Annotated in this window: 14 protein-coding genes; 4 read left to right on the forward strand and 10 right to left on the reverse strand. The window is 43.1% G+C overall.

The window, feature by feature from the left end:
* Nucleotides 1–5: 5 nt before the first annotated feature.
* Nucleotides 6–401 carry a peptide-methionine (R)-S-oxide reductase MsrB gene (gene msrB / locus R3D86_06220; GenBank protein ID MEZ5757797.1) on the reverse strand — a complete coding sequence of 132 codons (396 nt, stop codon included), beginning with the start codon at nt 399–401 and terminating at the stop codon, nt 6–8.
* 87 nt (nt 402–488) lie between these two features.
* Between msrB and msrA the strand changes: the two genes are divergently transcribed.
* Nucleotides 489–959, forward strand: coding sequence for a peptide-methionine (S)-S-oxide reductase MsrA (gene msrA / locus R3D86_06225; GenBank protein MEZ5757798.1), 471 nt, complete (start codon nt 489–491; stop codon nt 957–959).
* Nucleotides 960–968: 9 nt separating this feature from the next.
* Here the strand turns inward: msrA and R3D86_06230 are convergent, their stop codons facing one another.
* A complete protein-coding gene (locus tag R3D86_06230; protein ID MEZ5757799.1) occupies nt 969–2252 on the reverse strand; it encodes a putative O-glycosylation ligase, exosortase A system-associated in 1284 nt (427 codons plus the stop codon).
* 194 nt (nt 2253–2446) lie between these two features.
* On the opposite strand from R3D86_06230, the gene R3D86_06235 reads away from it, so the two are divergent.
* Nucleotides 2447–2575: a hypothetical protein gene (locus R3D86_06235; protein ID MEZ5757800.1), complete on the forward strand. Its 129-nt coding sequence runs from the start codon at nt 2447–2449 to the stop codon at nt 2573–2575.
* 51 nt (nt 2576–2626) lie between these two features.
* On the opposite strand, the gene tdh is transcribed toward R3D86_06235, so the two are convergent.
* The 7 genes from tdh to R3D86_06270 all read right to left on the reverse strand — a co-directional run bounded on the left by tdh (nt 2627) and on the right by R3D86_06270 (nt 8985).
* Nucleotides 2627–3655: an L-threonine 3-dehydrogenase gene (tdh, locus tag R3D86_06240; GenBank protein MEZ5757801.1), complete on the reverse strand. Its 1029-nt coding sequence runs from the start codon at nt 3653–3655 to the stop codon at nt 2627–2629.
* A 5-nt stretch (nt 3656–3660) separates the two neighbouring features.
* The gene (locus tag R3D86_06245; GenBank protein MEZ5757802.1) at nt 3661–4857 is read right to left on the reverse strand and encodes a glycine C-acetyltransferase; all 1197 of its coding nucleotides are present in this window, start codon (nt 4855–4857) and stop codon (nt 3661–3663) included.
* 99 nt (nt 4858–4956) lie between these two features.
* The gene (locus R3D86_06250; GenBank protein MEZ5757803.1) at nt 4957–5532 is read right to left on the reverse strand and encodes an XRE family transcriptional regulator; all 576 of its coding nucleotides are present in this window, start codon (nt 5530–5532) and stop codon (nt 4957–4959) included.
* 42 nt (nt 5533–5574) lie between these two features.
* Nucleotides 5575–6327, reverse strand: coding sequence for a lysophospholipid acyltransferase family protein (locus R3D86_06255; protein MEZ5757804.1), 753 nt, complete (start codon nt 6325–6327; stop codon nt 5575–5577).
* Nucleotides 6308–7702 (reverse strand): MATE family efflux transporter, encoded by a 1395-nt coding sequence (locus R3D86_06260; protein MEZ5757805.1) that lies wholly within the window; start codon nt 7700–7702, stop codon nt 6308–6310. Before R3D86_06260 ends, R3D86_06255 begins: the two co-directional genes overlap by 20 nt.
* 77 nt (nt 7703–7779) lie before the next feature.
* Complete coding sequence (gene folD / locus R3D86_06265) at nt 7780–8661, reverse strand: bifunctional methylenetetrahydrofolate dehydrogenase/methenyltetrahydrofolate cyclohydrolase FolD (protein MEZ5757806.1); 882 nt, start codon at nt 8659–8661, stop codon at nt 7780–7782.
* A gap of 24 nt (nt 8662–8685) precedes the next feature.
* Nucleotides 8686–8985 (reverse strand): YggT family protein, encoded by a 300-nt coding sequence (locus tag R3D86_06270; protein ID MEZ5757807.1) that lies wholly within the window; start codon nt 8983–8985, stop codon nt 8686–8688.
* 196 nt (nt 8986–9181) lie between these two features.
* Between R3D86_06270 and R3D86_06275 the strand changes: the two genes are divergently transcribed.
* Nucleotides 9182–11956 (forward strand): SBBP repeat-containing protein, encoded by a 2775-nt coding sequence (locus R3D86_06275; GenBank protein ID MEZ5757808.1) that lies wholly within the window; start codon nt 9182–9184, stop codon nt 11954–11956.
* 13 nt (nt 11957–11969) lie between these two features.
* The gene (locus R3D86_06280; GenBank protein ID MEZ5757809.1) at nt 11970–12389 is read left to right on the forward strand and encodes a hypothetical protein; all 420 of its coding nucleotides are present in this window, start codon (nt 11970–11972) and stop codon (nt 12387–12389) included.
* Nucleotides 12390–12396: 7 nt separating this feature from the next.
* Here the strand turns inward: R3D86_06280 and polA are convergent, their stop codons facing one another.
* Complete coding sequence (polA, locus tag R3D86_06285; protein MEZ5757810.1) at nt 12397–15180, reverse strand: DNA polymerase I; 2784 nt, start codon at nt 15178–15180, stop codon at nt 12397–12399.
* Nucleotides 15181–15249: the final 69 nt, after the last annotated feature.

Raw genomic sequence — 15249 nt, forward strand, 5'->3', positions numbered from 1 at the left:
TAATCTTATTCTGTATTTTTAACCGGCTTAAAATCCAGCGATAAACTGTTAATGCAGTAACGCAGGCCAGTGGGTGGTGGTCCATCGGGAAAGACATGACCAAGATGGGCATCACAATGTTGGCATTTTACTTCCTCCCGGATCATGCCGTGACTGGTATCGCGCAGGCCTATTATTGAGTCTTCGTTAAAAGGCGCATAAAAGCTTGGCCATCCACTGCCGCTGTCATATTTTGTTGATGAGCTAAAAAGCGGCTTCTTACAGCAGTTACAAAGATAAGTGCCCTCTTCCTTATGGTTATAATATTTTCCGCTGAAAGGATGTTCAGTGCCGCCACAACGAGTGATTTTATATTCTTCCTCGCTTAATTCCGACTTCCAGTCAGTGTCATTCTTTTGCATGTTTTTGACTTTTCATATTGGTTGAATAGATATAGATATTAACATATATGCCAATCAGGGCGACAGAAAATTACAGAGGAGCTTATAATGGAAAAAGCGATTTTTGCGGCAGGGTGTTTTTGGGGAGTGGAACTTAACTTTTCTAAAGTAAATGGTGTCGTTGAAACCTGTGTCGGTTATACCGGGGGAGATACGAGCGACCCGACATACGAGGAAGTTTGCGGCAAAACAACCGGTCATGCAGAAGCTATTGAAATTACGTTCAACCCTGAAATAGTGAGCTATGATGAATTGCTTGAATATTTATGGGAATTCCATGATCCGACCACCCTCAATAGACAGGGACCAGATGTTGGAACTCAATATAGATCAGCTATTTTTTATCTGAATGAAGATCAGAAAATGAAAGCTGAAGCCTCAAAAGAAAAGCTTGAGCACTCAAATAAATTTAAAAATCCAGTTGTCACCGAGATTTCCCCGGCATCCAAATTCTGGCCTGCGGAGGAATATCATCAGAAATATCTGGCGAAAAAAGGGATTAATATCGCCTGCCACTGATTTGAATTGTTAAGCAGCCATCGCCACGGGCTTGTAAAGATCAAACTTGTCCGAACCCCTGTATTTCTGCATCACATTATCGGCGATTGTTGTTATTACAATCAGAAAATATAGAAGGTCAAAAAACGCGATGTTAGCCGTGAAGGCCAAAATCATATATCCAACCACGGAACTTCGAATAGCTATTGAAAGATCTTTAAACCAAGGCATATTGGGGACATCCTTGGATTGGCGACCTAATCGTCGGGCAACTAAATATGTATAGGCCAGTATACCCATCCAGATCATAAACCCGGCATACCCGTGTTCAGCGATCATTTGAAAATAGCCGGAATGAATGGCACGGGCTCTTACCCCCAATGGAATATATTCAACAATTACTTCCGGCACATAAATAACGTTAAAACCACCCCCCGTTATCGGATGATCATTGGCAATTTTAACAGAGGCGCGCCACATATCCACCCGACCCTGAAATGATGCGTCTTCTTCCAGATTTGTTGATGTTCCCATTCGGTCAGTCCAGCTTTGCGGCATAAAATAAATGGCGACAAAAGCAATAGGTGCAATAATCAATATCGCGCGGAACAGTTTTTTCTGTAACCAGGTGAAATAAAGAACGGTAACGACAAGCGCAGCAAACCCGGTTCTGGATTGAGTGCCCAATACACCAATTGCCGTAAATATGGCGCAAACCAGAGAAAAATATTTTTGATAAATATTTTCAGCATTGGAAACAAAATAAATCATAAAAGGAATTGTCATCACAAGTACCAGCGCCATACCGTTATTATCCCCGAAAAAACTGTTTACGGGACCTAATACGTGAGCTGTTCCTCCGCTGATTATTGTAAAAAGACCACCTTTAATTCCATAAAATCCAAAGGACAACACCATAACCTTTATTAACGCAATCAATCTTTTCTCGGTATTGAGCATAGCATAAACGACATAGGCAATGAGCAGGATTTTAGAAAATTTAACCCATGGCTCATATGAATAATACATGTTGAATGAGAAAAGAGTAGTTACACATGTCCATAAGAAGAATATTATCAAAGCGGTTACAAGGGGGTGGTGCTGATAGTTTTTATACCCCTGCTGAACGATATAGCCCCCGACCGTCAACACAAAAAACATATCAATCCACTGAACGGAAAGCGCAAATCCGTAAGTATTACTCTGCGGATACATGAAGGAAATAAACGCAATAACCAATCCTCCGATCTGGTATCTGTATAATACCAATGGAAGAGCAGACAGGAGGAAAAGGGCTAATAGGATGTCTCTCACTATAATTTATCCTTATATCACATTCTTAATTTTTATTCTTTTGAACATGATGTAATTTATTGAATTCTACTTTAACTAATTTTTATGGTATCAGTTATATAGTTAAATTACTAAAAAATTGTTGATGGATATAATTCGGCAATTATAAAGTAACGAGGTGGCTTAATCGCCATAACTAACAAGAGGAAAAAATAATGGTTGCGGCCTTTATGTTTGGTATGATTACACTGGTATTTTATGTGATTTATGAGTCCGTACTTGCCGAAGACAAAGAACGGAAAGAAAAAAATAAGGGGAAAATGTTCAAAGAAAAAAACCAATAAGCGTATTTTTTCAATAAATGTTTTTTTTATTGAGTATTTATCGTCTTTTCTCTATTGCCAATCCAGTATGACTTTCCCTGAATTTCCGGATCGCATAATCTCAAATCCTTCCTCAAAATCATCAATTTTAAAATGATGAGTAAGAACCGGGCTCAGATCCAGTCCACTTTCCAGCATAGCTATGGTCTTATACCAGGTTTCAAACATTCTGCGGCCATAAATTCCTTTGATCTCCAAACCTTTAAATATGACATGGTTCCAGTTAATGGCAGTGTCCCCTGGCATAATACCAAGCATCGCAATTTTACCGCCATGATTCATTACATCCAGCATATCTGAAAAAGCCCGCGCATTACCGCTCATTTCAAGCCCGACATCAAAGCCTTCCGTCATATTAAGATCTTCCATTACATCTCTAAGGGATTTACGGCTGACATTGACAGCCCTTGTCGCTCCCATCTGTTTGGCGATGCCAAGGCGATAATCATTTATATCCGTAATGACAATATGGCGTGCACCGACATGTTTTGCGATCGCGACAGCCATGATACCGATTGGTCCGGCACCAGTGATCAGCACATCTTCACCAACCAGATCAAATTCAAGTGCCGTGTGCGCGGCATTGCCAAGCGGATCAAGTATGGCCCCAAGATCATCACTGATGGTTCTCGGAAGGGGGCAGATATTGGTTGCCGGAACACTTATAAATTCGGCAAAAGCCCCTGGACGGTTAACACCAATTCCAACCGTGTTTCTGCATAAGTGACGCTCGCCCGCCCGGCACTTACGACAATGACCGCAGGTTACATGTCCTTCTGCTGAAACGCGGTCACCTATTTTAAGTCCATTTACCTCAGATCCCAGTTCAACAATCACGCCGGAGAATTCATGCCCGACAGTCATAGGCACCGGAATTGTATTCTGGGCCCAGTCATCCCAGTTGAAAATATGAATATCAGTGCCGCAAATGGCCATTTTATTCACCTGAACGAGCACATCATTATGGCCAATAGTCGGTTTTTTGACATCTTCAAGCCAAATCCCAATTTCTGCTTTTGCTTTTACAAGGCTTTTCATCATCACACCTATTCAATTATTTTAAGTTCGCGGCCAATTTTTGCAAATGCGTCAATGGCTTTATCCAATTGTTCACGGCTGTGGGCGGCGGACATCTGGGTTCTGATCCTTGCCGCACCCTTTGGTACAACAGGGAAAGAAAAGCCAATGACAAAAATACCCTCTCTCAATAATCTCTCAGCCATTTCGCCCGCCACGCGGGCATCACCCAGCATAACGGGGATGATTGCATGATCGGCGCCAGCAAGGGTAAATCCTAGAGCAGTCATTTTTTCCCTGAAATACTCACTATTACTTTTCAGTTTTTCGAGAAGCTCGTGGCGTTCTGAAATTAAATCGATCACTTTACATGACGTTGCGGCAATAACGGGAGCGAGCGTATTGGAAAATAGATAAGGTCTCGACCGCTGCCTTAACCAGTCAACAACCTCTTTTGAGGCTGCAGTATAACCACCGGAGGCGCCACCCATTGCCTTGCCCAGCGTGCCGGTAATAATATCAACGCGGTCCTGTACGCCAAAAAACTCTGGGGTGCCCGCGCCTGTTTTGCCGGTAAAGCCAACGGCATGACTATCATCAACCATAACCATAGCATCATATTTTTCAGCAAGATCACAAATGGCAGGCAGGTTTGCTAGAATGCCGTCCATGGAAAATACCCCATCAGTTGCAATGAGCCGGAACCGAGATGACTGTGCTTCCTTAAGACAGTCTTCAAGGGTTGCCATATTATTATTTTCATATCTGTAGCGTTTGGCCTTGCACAACCGGACACCGTCTATAATACTGGCATGGTTTAATGCGTCCGATATGATGGCATCATCCTGATCAAGCAACGTTTCAAACAATCCGGCATTGGCATCAAAGCAGCTCGGATATAGAATGACATCTTCCATTTTAAGAAATTTGGCCAGTTTTTCTTCAAGCTCTTTATGAATATCCTGTGTTCCACAAATAAACCGGACAGACGACATGCCGTAACCATATTTATCAAGGGCGTCTTTTGCGGTTTTAACCAGTGTCGGGTCGTTCGATAATCCCAGATAATTATTGGCGCAGAAATTAATAAACTCGTCATCCCCGCTTTCTTTTACTTTAACGGCAGCACTTTGCGGGGTGGTTATCACACGCTCTGATTTATAGAGGCCTTCTGTTTTTAGCTCGTTCAGCTTTTCCGATAAATATTTTTGATAACGGCTGCTCATAATTTGCTCCAGATTTTTATATCGACTCATTTGTACAATATATAGGATATCATATTTAATATAACAGACAAGCCTAAAAATTATTCAATATAAAGGAAATTATTTAGGACTATGTACCAACAGGATGACGTGAGCCGCTTTTTTTCCGATATTGCTGATTGAATGATCAACGTCTGCATCATAACGCGCTGTGTCACCTGTGGCTAATATCATTTCCTGATTTCCTGAGGTTACAGAAATATCACCGTTAAGAACTGTCAGGTGTTCTTTTGTCCCCTTAACATGGGGATCAGACTCAAGAATTCCACCCTGTTCTATAAAAACATCATACCATTCCACTTTTGATACGAGATCCAACGGACCCAGGATTTTTAAAGTGCATTTACCGTCGGCGCTTTGAATTTCAGGGGTCTGATGAGACTTGGTTATTGAAATGTGCTTATTTTTATCCTGAGCAGATGGTTTGCTGCCAAGTAGCTCACTGATATCAACGCCTAGTGCCTGGGTCATGCTCCAGAGTGTTGCGACAGTCGGATTTGTTTTATTTCTCTCAATTTGGGAAAGCATTGACTTTGAAACTCCGCTCTGGCTTGCAAGCTGGTCAAGCGTAAGATTTCTAGCAGAACGAAGCTGCTTGATTTTTAGGCCAATGTCTGGAGGAGAGGATTGTGACATATTGTGAATTCCCGTATTTTTGTTCAATATAATGGAATTCCACTATTTTAACAACATTAATTCTTCACTTCTGTCCAACAACCGCTTTGAAATTTCATCCATAAACTCTTCTTTTTCAAGATCTTTAGGCATTGGCGGGTGATATTCAATGGTCAAAATTCCGGGCCACTTTATCCATGATTTTTTGGGCCAGGAAACCCCGGAATTATGGGAAACAACAATAACATCCAGCTCAGGATTTTGTTTTTGATAGTAAAATACACCTGATTTTAGTGTCCGTCTTTCTCCAACAACCGTACGGGTGCCTTCTGCAAATATAATCATTGGGATTTTTCTTGTAATAAGCTCTTTTGCAATCATCGGTGTTTGTTTCTGTGCCTGGCCAGCACCGCGATTGATAGCCATCACGCCCATTTTATGAAACACGAGACTGAGAAGAGGAACTCTGAAAAGCTCTTTCTTGGCAAGAGCCGTTAAATTGGGTGATCGTCTATAAAGAATTAACGCGTCCATATTACTCATATGTTTGCTGCAATAGATAAAGCCTTTGCCTTTTGGGATATTTTCAGTGCCGACTTCGACAATTTTAACTCTCGCAATTTTTTCATACATATAAATAATTGAATTGATTACCTTTAAAATTGCCCGCCGCATGGGCCTCGCGGATTTTAAAAATGAAAGAGGGGCCAGTAAAAATATAATGGCAAAGGTGACGGCTAAATAAAAATAACAATTGAACAGGATAGAACGCAGCGCGATAGAAAGGGTCAGTTTTTTAAGCGTATTTTCTGTCATCTTCTTGTTGTTTTTTAATCAACGTTAAATAAAAGAAACGCGAACTTAATAACATCAGAGACAAAAAGCTCGCAACGATAATACATTCTATAAGACCTATAGCGCCATGTTCCAGTGTAAAAGTCAGAAAATAGGCCAGCGGTATCATGATTAGACTATAACAAAAAACATAAAAAATGGCAGGTACCCATATATCCTGTAGTCCACGAAGTGCATTTCCCATCACTGTTTGTGCCGTATCAAGGAATAGCATCCACGCAGATAGCGCAATGAGCGGAACTGTTGCAGCGACCAGTGCGGTATCTTCACTAAAAATACCGGCAATAGTATCAGGGGCAAAATGGAGAATAGACATTAGCGGCAGGCAGATCATTCCGTTAAAGGCAAGACCGCAAAGTCCGGCAAGGGCCATATCATGACGATCCCCACGACCAAGAGCAATGCCGACCCGGACCGAGGTTGCCCCGGCAACTCCATAACAAATCATAAAAGGAACCCCGAATACGGTAAATGCGATAGTGGCAGCACCCAGACTGATGACCCCCAATAGCCCGGCAAAGACATAAAGTGCTGCAAACCCTAAATGTTCTACAATATTGGTAAAGCCGGCGGCATAACCTATATGGCGCTGCTTGCGCCAGACATTCCAGGACATGTCCACTTTTTCAAACAGACCGTATTTTTCACGATCAACGAAAAAAATGATATAAAAAAGCAGAGAACTGGCCAGAAAAATTCTGACAATATTTGTGGACCAGGCAGAACCAATGACCCCCATAGGTTCAAACCCGAAATGACCATAAACCAAAATCCAGTTGAAAAAAATATTAAGCAAATTGGCAATAAACATAAAGATCATCCCGGGAAGGGGACGGTTTATGCCTTCCAGAAAAAACTGAGAACAGAGCATGAGGGCGGTCATCGGGATCCCAATGGATAGTACCCGAATGACTTCGCCGCCACCTCGGGCAATATCCTCCGTCTGTCCAAGAAAAAGCAGAATGGGTTCCCCAAAGAAACAAATAGAAAACCCGATAAATCCGAATACAAGACTATAGGGAATGGAACGGCGCCAGATCTGCCCGCATTTTTTATAGTCTCTTGCACCGTAGGCATTGGATGTAAGCACCATTGTGCCCATTAAAAGACCGATAAAGGCAATAATCAAGGTTGAGGCTAGGGCGCTGTTTGCAATTCCCTGATAGCCAACCTCCACAGTTGAATAATGACCGACCATTGCCGTATCGACAATCCCAAGGGTCATAATGCCAAGACGCTGGAGAATGATAGGAATTGACAAGGTAACCAGTTGAGAAAACTGACGTTTTGCCCGATCCCAACTCCATTTGTCATAATGTGTATCAAGTATGCTCATAGCGTCCCCAACAAATTTTAATCAAGAGAGGTACATAAAATTAAAATTTTGGCAATGATTATTTTGTTGTGGTTATATTACGCTGGCTCACTTATGCCATTTTGGCGGCAGGCGGCGGTTACCGTATTTTGCAGTAAAACGGCAATGGTCATCGGGCCAACGCCTCCTGGAACCGGGGTAATGGCACCGGCACGTTCGACGGCGGATGTAAATTCAACATCACCAACCAGTTTTGTTTTACCGTCTTCTTTTTCAATTCGGTTAATGCCAACATCAATGACGGTTGCACCTTTTTTAATCCAGTCCCCTTTGACAAGCTCTGGAACACCGACGGCAGCGACCACGATATCGGCACGGCCAACCACGTCCGGTAAATTCCTCGTCCGGCTATGGGCAATGGTCACCGTGCAGCTTTCATTGAGGAGAAGCTGCGCCATTGGCTTACCGACAATATTGGATCTTCCGACGACAACAGCATCCAGTCCGCTTAAATTTCCAAGAACATCTTTTAGCATCATCAGACAGCCAAGCGGGGTACAAGGAACCATGCCTTTTCCGCCAGTTGCCAGAAGACCAGAATTGATCACATGAAAACCATCAACATCTTTTTCAGGTGAAATGGTTTCAATGACAGCCGCTTCATTAATATGCTTTGGTAACGGCAGCTGAACAAGAATACCATGGACAGTCGGGTCATTATTTAGCTCTTTGACTTTTGCGATCAGCTCCGCTTCTCTGACAGTATCTTCCATCAGAAACTCGAAACTGTTCATGCCTGCGGCAACGGTTGATTTATTTTTGTTTCTGACATAAACCTGACTGGCCGGATCCTCCCCCACCAGCACTACGGCAAGCCCGGGGGTAAGGTTATGATCCTTTTTTAAAATTGCAACTTTTCTGGCGACGTCTTCTTTAAGGTTGGCGGCAAAGGCCTTGCCATCAATAATTGTTGCGCTCATAGCATTTCCTGTTTGCAGATGGGTTTATGCCAGCCCTCTTATGGCAGTGGTAATAAACGGTGTTCCATATTGAAGTAAAAACCAGATCACGATTGGCGAAAGGTCAAGACCACCAAGGTCCGGCATTACATTTCGTATTGGTCTAAGCATTGGCTCAAATAGTTTGTATAGGGATCCATAAACGATTGATACAAACTGATTATAAGTATTGATAACGTTAAATGAAATCAGCAGACTGAAAATAATATAAATAAATAGTAAAAATGAAATCAGATTGGCTAAGCCTGCTACCATGTTTGCCAGTAAATATGCGTATTCACCCATTTTTAGTGCCTGTAATTAAATCATTTAAAAAATTTTCCTTAAATAGATGTAGTTGGCTATTGAAAATCTTTCAATAGTTACTTGGTAAAAACTGTCTGAATTAGCTCAAATTGACCCAAAAATATAGTTTTTGTTAACTTATTGTCATTATTCTAGTATATGAATAATTGTATCTGAAGAAATCAGAGAGAAAAGAGTGGTAGAATTTAACCTTATCAGTTTTGACGTGTCTATTCTAGGCACCCAGTTTAATGCCAGAAACGGCATCGGGACGAGCATATATAGCACGTCGTCATCCTTGGCTTCATCCAGCCGCGGACCGGCAGTGGTAACACCGTGGGACGAAACTGATGATACATCGCTGCTCAGTCGATATAATAAAATCAGAAATAAAACCTCCTTCATTAATGAAAACACCTCAGCGGTCAAAGAAGCGGGCTTTGATAAGGATGACAAGGCCCTTTTCACCCTTTATGCGGCCTTAAATGATCTAAAAACCATTGCCGAATATGCCAAGGATAATAAAACACCATCATCACTTATCGCCGCGTTGAGTGCTCAATTTCAGGGAGGTCTTGCTGAAATTGACCAATATATAAAAAGTGCTGAACTTGATAAGTTAATTTTGCTTGCCGGGGAAAAAAAATCATATGTAACATCCACGGCGACTTTAGGGAAGGATGACCGTGATATCAGCGGCCAGGCGATCGCCACCAGCAAGACTTCAGAATTAACGGGCCTTAATGGCGATGAAGTTTTTACCATCAGCATTTCAGACGGATTTTCCGTTGCTGATGATGTCGTTATCAATCTGGCTGATATTAGCGGTGATATCACCCTGACCAGTTTGAAAGATCTGATTAATAGTCAAATAGCAACGCTTACCAAACTGAATGGCTCAGGGGAAACCGTTAGCAAATATAAAAGCCGGATTGCCATTGAAGAAATCGGGAATGGTACTTTTGGTTTTAAATTAAATGTTGATGGCACTGAAAAAATTTCTCTGAATGCCGCATCGTCTTCACCGTCACTTATTATCACATCAAGCAATGTGTCCAGTGATTATGGTGCGGTGAAAACGGGAACGATCACTGAATATGCTAATCTTGATGGCTCGGGGCTCTCAAAATCCTACAGTCATGAAATTGTTGGTATTGATGAAAACGGCTTTGTCATTCCGGCCGATCCTAATGAAAAAGGTTCAGAAGCAACAAATTCAACGCCTGTAAAATATGAAACCACACCCACAGCTGTTAAAGTTGACAGTCATGGCAATAGCTATGTGATTGGTACGACCCAGGGAGATTTTGGCGGTCAGATTAATGGCGCGCAGACAAGTGATGTCTTTCTTTCAAAATTTGATTCCGTCGGCAATTTGCTCTGGTCACGTCTGGTTGGTGCAAGTGATGAAGCCGAGGGGTTCGATCTGGCCATTGACAGTGATGATAATGTTATTATCGCCGGAAAAACCAATGAAGAACTGATCGCATCCGATGTCTTTAGCGGTACAGATAGTTTTATCACTAAATATTCGGCTAAGGGTGAAGAACTCTGGACACAGCAACTTGATACCATCTCAACCGATCAGGCCAATAGTCTGATCACCGATGCCAATGGCGATATTTATTTCACAGGTCAGGTCAGTGGGCGATTTGATATTACAACAACGGATAATGGCGGCAGTGATGCCATTCTGGTAAAACTTGGGGGTGCCAGCGGCACCGTCCTTGAAACCACCCAGTTCGGAACATCGGCAAATGATTATGGTAAAAAAATAGCCATTGCGGACGACGGAAACCTGCTTGTTCTGTCCGAAGAAGATGGAAATGCTATCATTCGCAAACTGGATAAAGATAATCTGAATACCACACTGGCAAGCTATAACATTGGCGATCTATCCGGCGGTAAAGTCACAGGTATTTCTGTGGTCGGCTCTGATATTTATATTTCAGGGTCCACATTTAGTGGCGGCCTTAACGGCGGCAATGTGACGAGTTCATATAATGGTGGCAAAGACGGATTTGCGACCAAACTGACCGATAATGGTGCCTCTTTTTCTGCTGACTGGACATCCTATCTGGGGACAGGTTCATCCGATGATCTGGCCGGAATTGATGTTTATAACGGAGCCGTTTATGTTGCCGGTACAACAGGCGGGACATTAACGGGTGGAACCCGGAAAGGGCTTACCGACGGTTTTGCCGTTAAATTAAATGCAGCAACAGGTGCTGTTGACTGGCAACAACAACTTGCCGGAACAACGGGTTATAATCAGGTAACGGGCATCGCTGTCGCACAGAGCGGATCTTCTGTTCTTGATAAGCTGGGATTGCCCAGCGGGACAATTGATCATACACAGGCCAGAAACCTCGCAACTCAAACTTCGTTAAGGGCGGGGGATCATTTTTATTTCACTGTTAATGGTGGGCGAAAAATAAAAATTGATATCCGGGAAGGGGACACCTTTGACCGGCTGGTGACAAGAATAAACGCACTTTCCACAAGAAATCTGAAAGCAAGTATAACATATGGTGAAAATGGACCCGCACTTAAACTGGAAGCAAGGAATGGCGCGACCATTGATTTTATTTCAGGGGCAGATGGCCGTGACGCGCTTTCAAAACTGGGCTTTGAAGAACGCAGTATTATTTCATCGGAAGTGTTATTCAATCTGGATAATAAAGAATATGGACCGGATAATCTTGGCGGTATTTTTGCGCTCGGCCTTAATAATGCATTCTCATTTAGCACAAGAAAAGAAGCCGAGTATATTTTTAATCAGCTGGAAAATGCGATACAGGTTATTCAAAGTGCACACAGATCATTAACATATGATCCGGTAAAAGCACAGATACTTGCTGATGCCAAGAAAAATATAGGTCCCGCGCCGGCCTTTTTGCAGGAAAGGCTGGCAAGATATCAGGACGGACTACAACGTGTGCTGGCCGTTACCGGCGGCACATTAATTTAAAACAGGATTCTTAATGAGTATCAGACTATTTTTCATTGTGCTGATAGGCCTTCTCATGGGCACTATGACCGCTTCGGCAAACTCTACCGAAGAGAAAAAGGAAAAAGCAGAAGAAATTAGTGAATTTGTTGAAATTCCACCGATCAGCGTTGCCATGTATAACAGACGAAAACGTCCGGCCGGGACCATGACAGTTCTTCTACAGTTAAAAATTGATGATAGCGAACAGCGTGAGGAGGCTATAAAAATACTTCCACGTCTCAAAAATGCCTACATGCAGGAAACGCTTAAACTTGCACTCAATTTTTTTGATATTGACCGACCGGTCAATGCCAATCTGTTAAGCCGTTCTCTCCAGAATGCAACAAATATCGTTCTTAAGCATGATAAAGCACGAGTCCTTATTAGCGATGTAGCTGTTATGAAACGCTGAGTTCTTTTTAGTGCGCCTCATTCCAGTTATCGCCAATACCACAATCCACGGTTAGAGGAACGCTGATTTCAAGTGCTGGCAGGGCGGCATTCTCCATTACTTTTTTGATGATCGGAACGGTTTTATCGACTTCATCTTCCGGTACTTCAAATACCAGCTCGTCATGTACCTGAAGCAACATTCTTGCATTCAGATTTGCGGCATTCAAAGCACCGGGCATTTTGATCATGGCCCTTCTAATAACATCCGCGGCTGATCCCTGAATGGGGGCGTTGATCGCGGCCCGTTCACCAAAAGACCGATGCATTCCGTTTTTATCATTTATGCTGGCAATATGGATTTTGCGACCAAAAATGGTCTGGACATATCCATTGTTGCGGCAATATTCCTTAGTATCTTCCATATAATGGCGAATGCCGGGAAATCTTTCAAAATAACGGTCAATAAAGGTTTTGGCTTCTGATCGGCTCATGCCGAGCTGTCGGGCAAGACCGAAGGAACTGATACCATAAATTATACCAAAATTGATCGCCTTGGCCTGTCGTCTGATAGCCGGGGCCATCCCTTCAATGGGAACGCCAAAAACTTCTGATGCGGTCATTGCATGAATATCAATGCCATTCTTAAATGCTTTTTTCAGGCTGTCCAGTCCGGCAATATGCGCCAGTAGACGAAGCTCAATCTGGCTGTAGTCAGCGGCAATTAACTTAAATCCTTTTTCGGCGACAAAAGCATTTCTGATTTTTCGCCCTTCTTCGCTTCGAATAGGAATATTCTGTAAATTCGGTTCATTGGATGAAAGCCGTCCCGTCGTTGTCGCGGCAAGTGAATAGGATGTATGAATCCGGCCGGTATCCTTGTTTATTTCATTCTGAAGGGCGTCGGTATAAGTGCTTTTAAGTTTGGCAAGCGCCCGCCATTCAAGAACCTTTTCCGGTAGCATATGACCGTCAGCCGCCAGATTTTCAAGTATATCTGCCCCTGTGGAATAGGCACCTGTTTTGCTTTTCTTGCCTCCGGGTATGCCCATCTCATCAAAGAGAACTTCGCCCAGCTGTTTGGGGGAAGCGATGTTAAAAGGATGCCCTGCCAGAATATGTATTTCGCCTTCCAATTCGGAAAGCCGCACGGCAAATTCATTTGAAAGCCGGTTTAAAATATCGCGGTCAACCTTTATACCGTTATATTCCATATCAACAAGCACGGGGACCAACGGCCGTTCAAGCGTTTCATAAACGGTGAGCATTTTTTCCTGGACAAGCCTCGGTTTTAAAAGCCGGTGAAGTCGCCCGGTAATATCCGCATCTTCGGCGGCATATTCGGTGGCCTTGTCAATGGGTACTTTATCAAAAGTAATTTGTTTTTGTCCGGTGCCGGCAATCTGTTTGAACGGGATCGGCTCAATTCCCAGATGGACCCGTGAAAGTTCATCCATGCCATGCTTGTTAATCCCGGCATCAAGCACGTAGGATATCAGCATCGTGTCGTCAATTGGCGTAATCGGAATTCCATATTTTTTAAGAATTAGGGCGTCATATTTTATATTCTGGCCAATTTTTAAAATAGCCGGATTTGTCAGGAGCGGCTTTAAAAGTGAGAGCGCTTCATTGATCGGGATCTGGTCCGGCAATGGTTCATCATTCTTTTCAGATAGCAGATCGACGGGCTCATCACTATGGCTGACATGCTGAAGCGGGATATAGCAGGCTTCACCGCTTTTAACAGACAATGATACACCAACCAATTTTGCGGCCATGGCATTTACCGATGTGGTTTCCGTATCTATCGTAACCTGACGTGAATTTTCAGATTTTTTTATCCAGTCTTTAAGTGCATCAACAGTGGTCACTGTTTCATAAGCAACATCCTTTGGCACTTCCTGTTCAATGGGCTCATAACCCGCAGTAACCTCAGGGCCAAGGTGGGTAAAAATTCTTTTTTGCAGGCTTTTGAAATTCTGCTCCTCCAAAAACGGCATTACCCTTTCCGGATCAATATCCTTTAACTTGAAACTGTCGATATCGGGCAACCCTGGAACATCCTGGTCAAGAGTGACCAGCTGCCGGCTTAACCTCGCCTGATCCGCAAATTCAATCAGGCTTTCCCGGCGTTTGTTCTGCTTTATTTCACCGGCTCGTGCAAGCAGGGTATCAAGATCGCCAAATTCCTCAAGTAGGGCTGCTGCCGTTTTAACACCTATGCCGGGAACCCCCGGGACATTATCGGCGCTGTCACCGGCCAGAGCCTGAATTTCAATGACTTTATCGGGACCAAGACCAAATTTTTCAACCACTTGTGCTGCACCGATAAAGCTGTTTTTCATACTGTCAAACATATTGATATGATCATCAATCAGCTGCATCAGGTCTTTATCCGAAGAAACGATGGTAACCTTATGGCCATCGGCTTCTGCCCTTTTTGCGTAAGTCGCGATAATATCGTCAGCTTCATATCCTTCAAGCTGGATTGAGGGCAGATTGAAGGCCTCCACGGCTTCATGAATGATTTTAAACTGCGGGATAAGGTCTTCTGGCGCTGGTGGACGATGAGCTTTATATTCAGGATAAATTTCATTTCGGAATGTTTTTAGTCCGGCATCAAAAATAACGGCAAGGTGGCTGGGTCGTTCAGTATCATCAAGATCACGCAGCAATTTAAACAGCATATTGCAAAAACCTGAAACGGCATTAACCGGTGTACCGTCCGGCCGTGTAAGTGGCCTTATGGCGTGATAGGCCCTGAAGATAAAGCTGGATCCGTCGATCAGATAAAGATGTTTTCCGTTAGACATGTTTCTCATGTTCCATATATTTTTAATTTATACCCGATTATTCATTGACCCATAGACTAGCGGATGATA

The organism is Emcibacteraceae bacterium, assembly GCA_041396985.1.
Lineage (GTDB): Bacteria > Pseudomonadota > Alphaproteobacteria > Sphingomonadales > Emcibacteraceae > Pseudemcibacter.

What these genes read in the sequence shown, in the direction of transcription:
- msrA (MEZ5757798.1), top strand. Translation starts at nt 489, where the DNA reads ATGGAAAAAGCGATTTTTGCGGCAGGGTGTTTTTGGGGAGTGGAACTT.
- R3D86_06235 (MEZ5757800.1), top strand. Translation starts at nt 2,447, where the DNA reads ATGGTTGCGGCCTTTATGTTTGGTATGATTACACTGGTATTTTATGTG.
- R3D86_06245 (MEZ5757802.1), bottom strand. Translation starts at nt 4,857, where the DNA reads ATGAGCAGCCGTTATCAAAAATATTTATCGGAAAAGCTGAACGAGCTA.
- msrB (MEZ5757797.1), bottom strand. Translation starts at nt 401, where the DNA reads ATGCAAAAGAATGACACTGACTGGAAGTCGGAATTAAGCGAGGAAGAA.
- folD (MEZ5757806.1), bottom strand. Translation starts at nt 8,661, where the DNA reads ATGAGCGCAACAATTATTGATGGCAAGGCCTTTGCCGCCAACCTTAAA.
- polA (MEZ5757810.1), bottom strand. Translation starts at nt 15,180, where the DNA reads ATGTCTAACGGAAAACATCTTTATCTGATCGACGGATCCAGCTTTATC.
- tdh (MEZ5757801.1), bottom strand. Translation starts at nt 3,655, where the DNA reads ATGATGAAAAGCCTTGTAAAAGCAAAAGCAGAAATTGGGATTTGGCTT.
- R3D86_06270 (MEZ5757807.1), bottom strand. Translation starts at nt 8,985, where the DNA reads ATGGGTGAATACGCATATTTACTGGCAAACATGGTAGCAGGCTTAGCC.
- R3D86_06280 (MEZ5757809.1), top strand. Translation starts at nt 11,970, where the DNA reads ATGAGTATCAGACTATTTTTCATTGTGCTGATAGGCCTTCTCATGGGC.
- R3D86_06250 (MEZ5757803.1), bottom strand. Translation starts at nt 5,532, where the DNA reads ATGTCACAATCCTCTCCTCCAGACATTGGCCTAAAAATCAAGCAGCTT.
- R3D86_06260 (MEZ5757805.1), bottom strand. Translation starts at nt 7,702, where the DNA reads ATGAGCATACTTGATACACATTATGACAAATGGAGTTGGGATCGGGCA.
- R3D86_06255 (MEZ5757804.1), bottom strand. Translation starts at nt 6,327, where the DNA reads ATGACAGAAAATACGCTTAAAAAACTGACCCTTTCTATCGCGCTGCGT.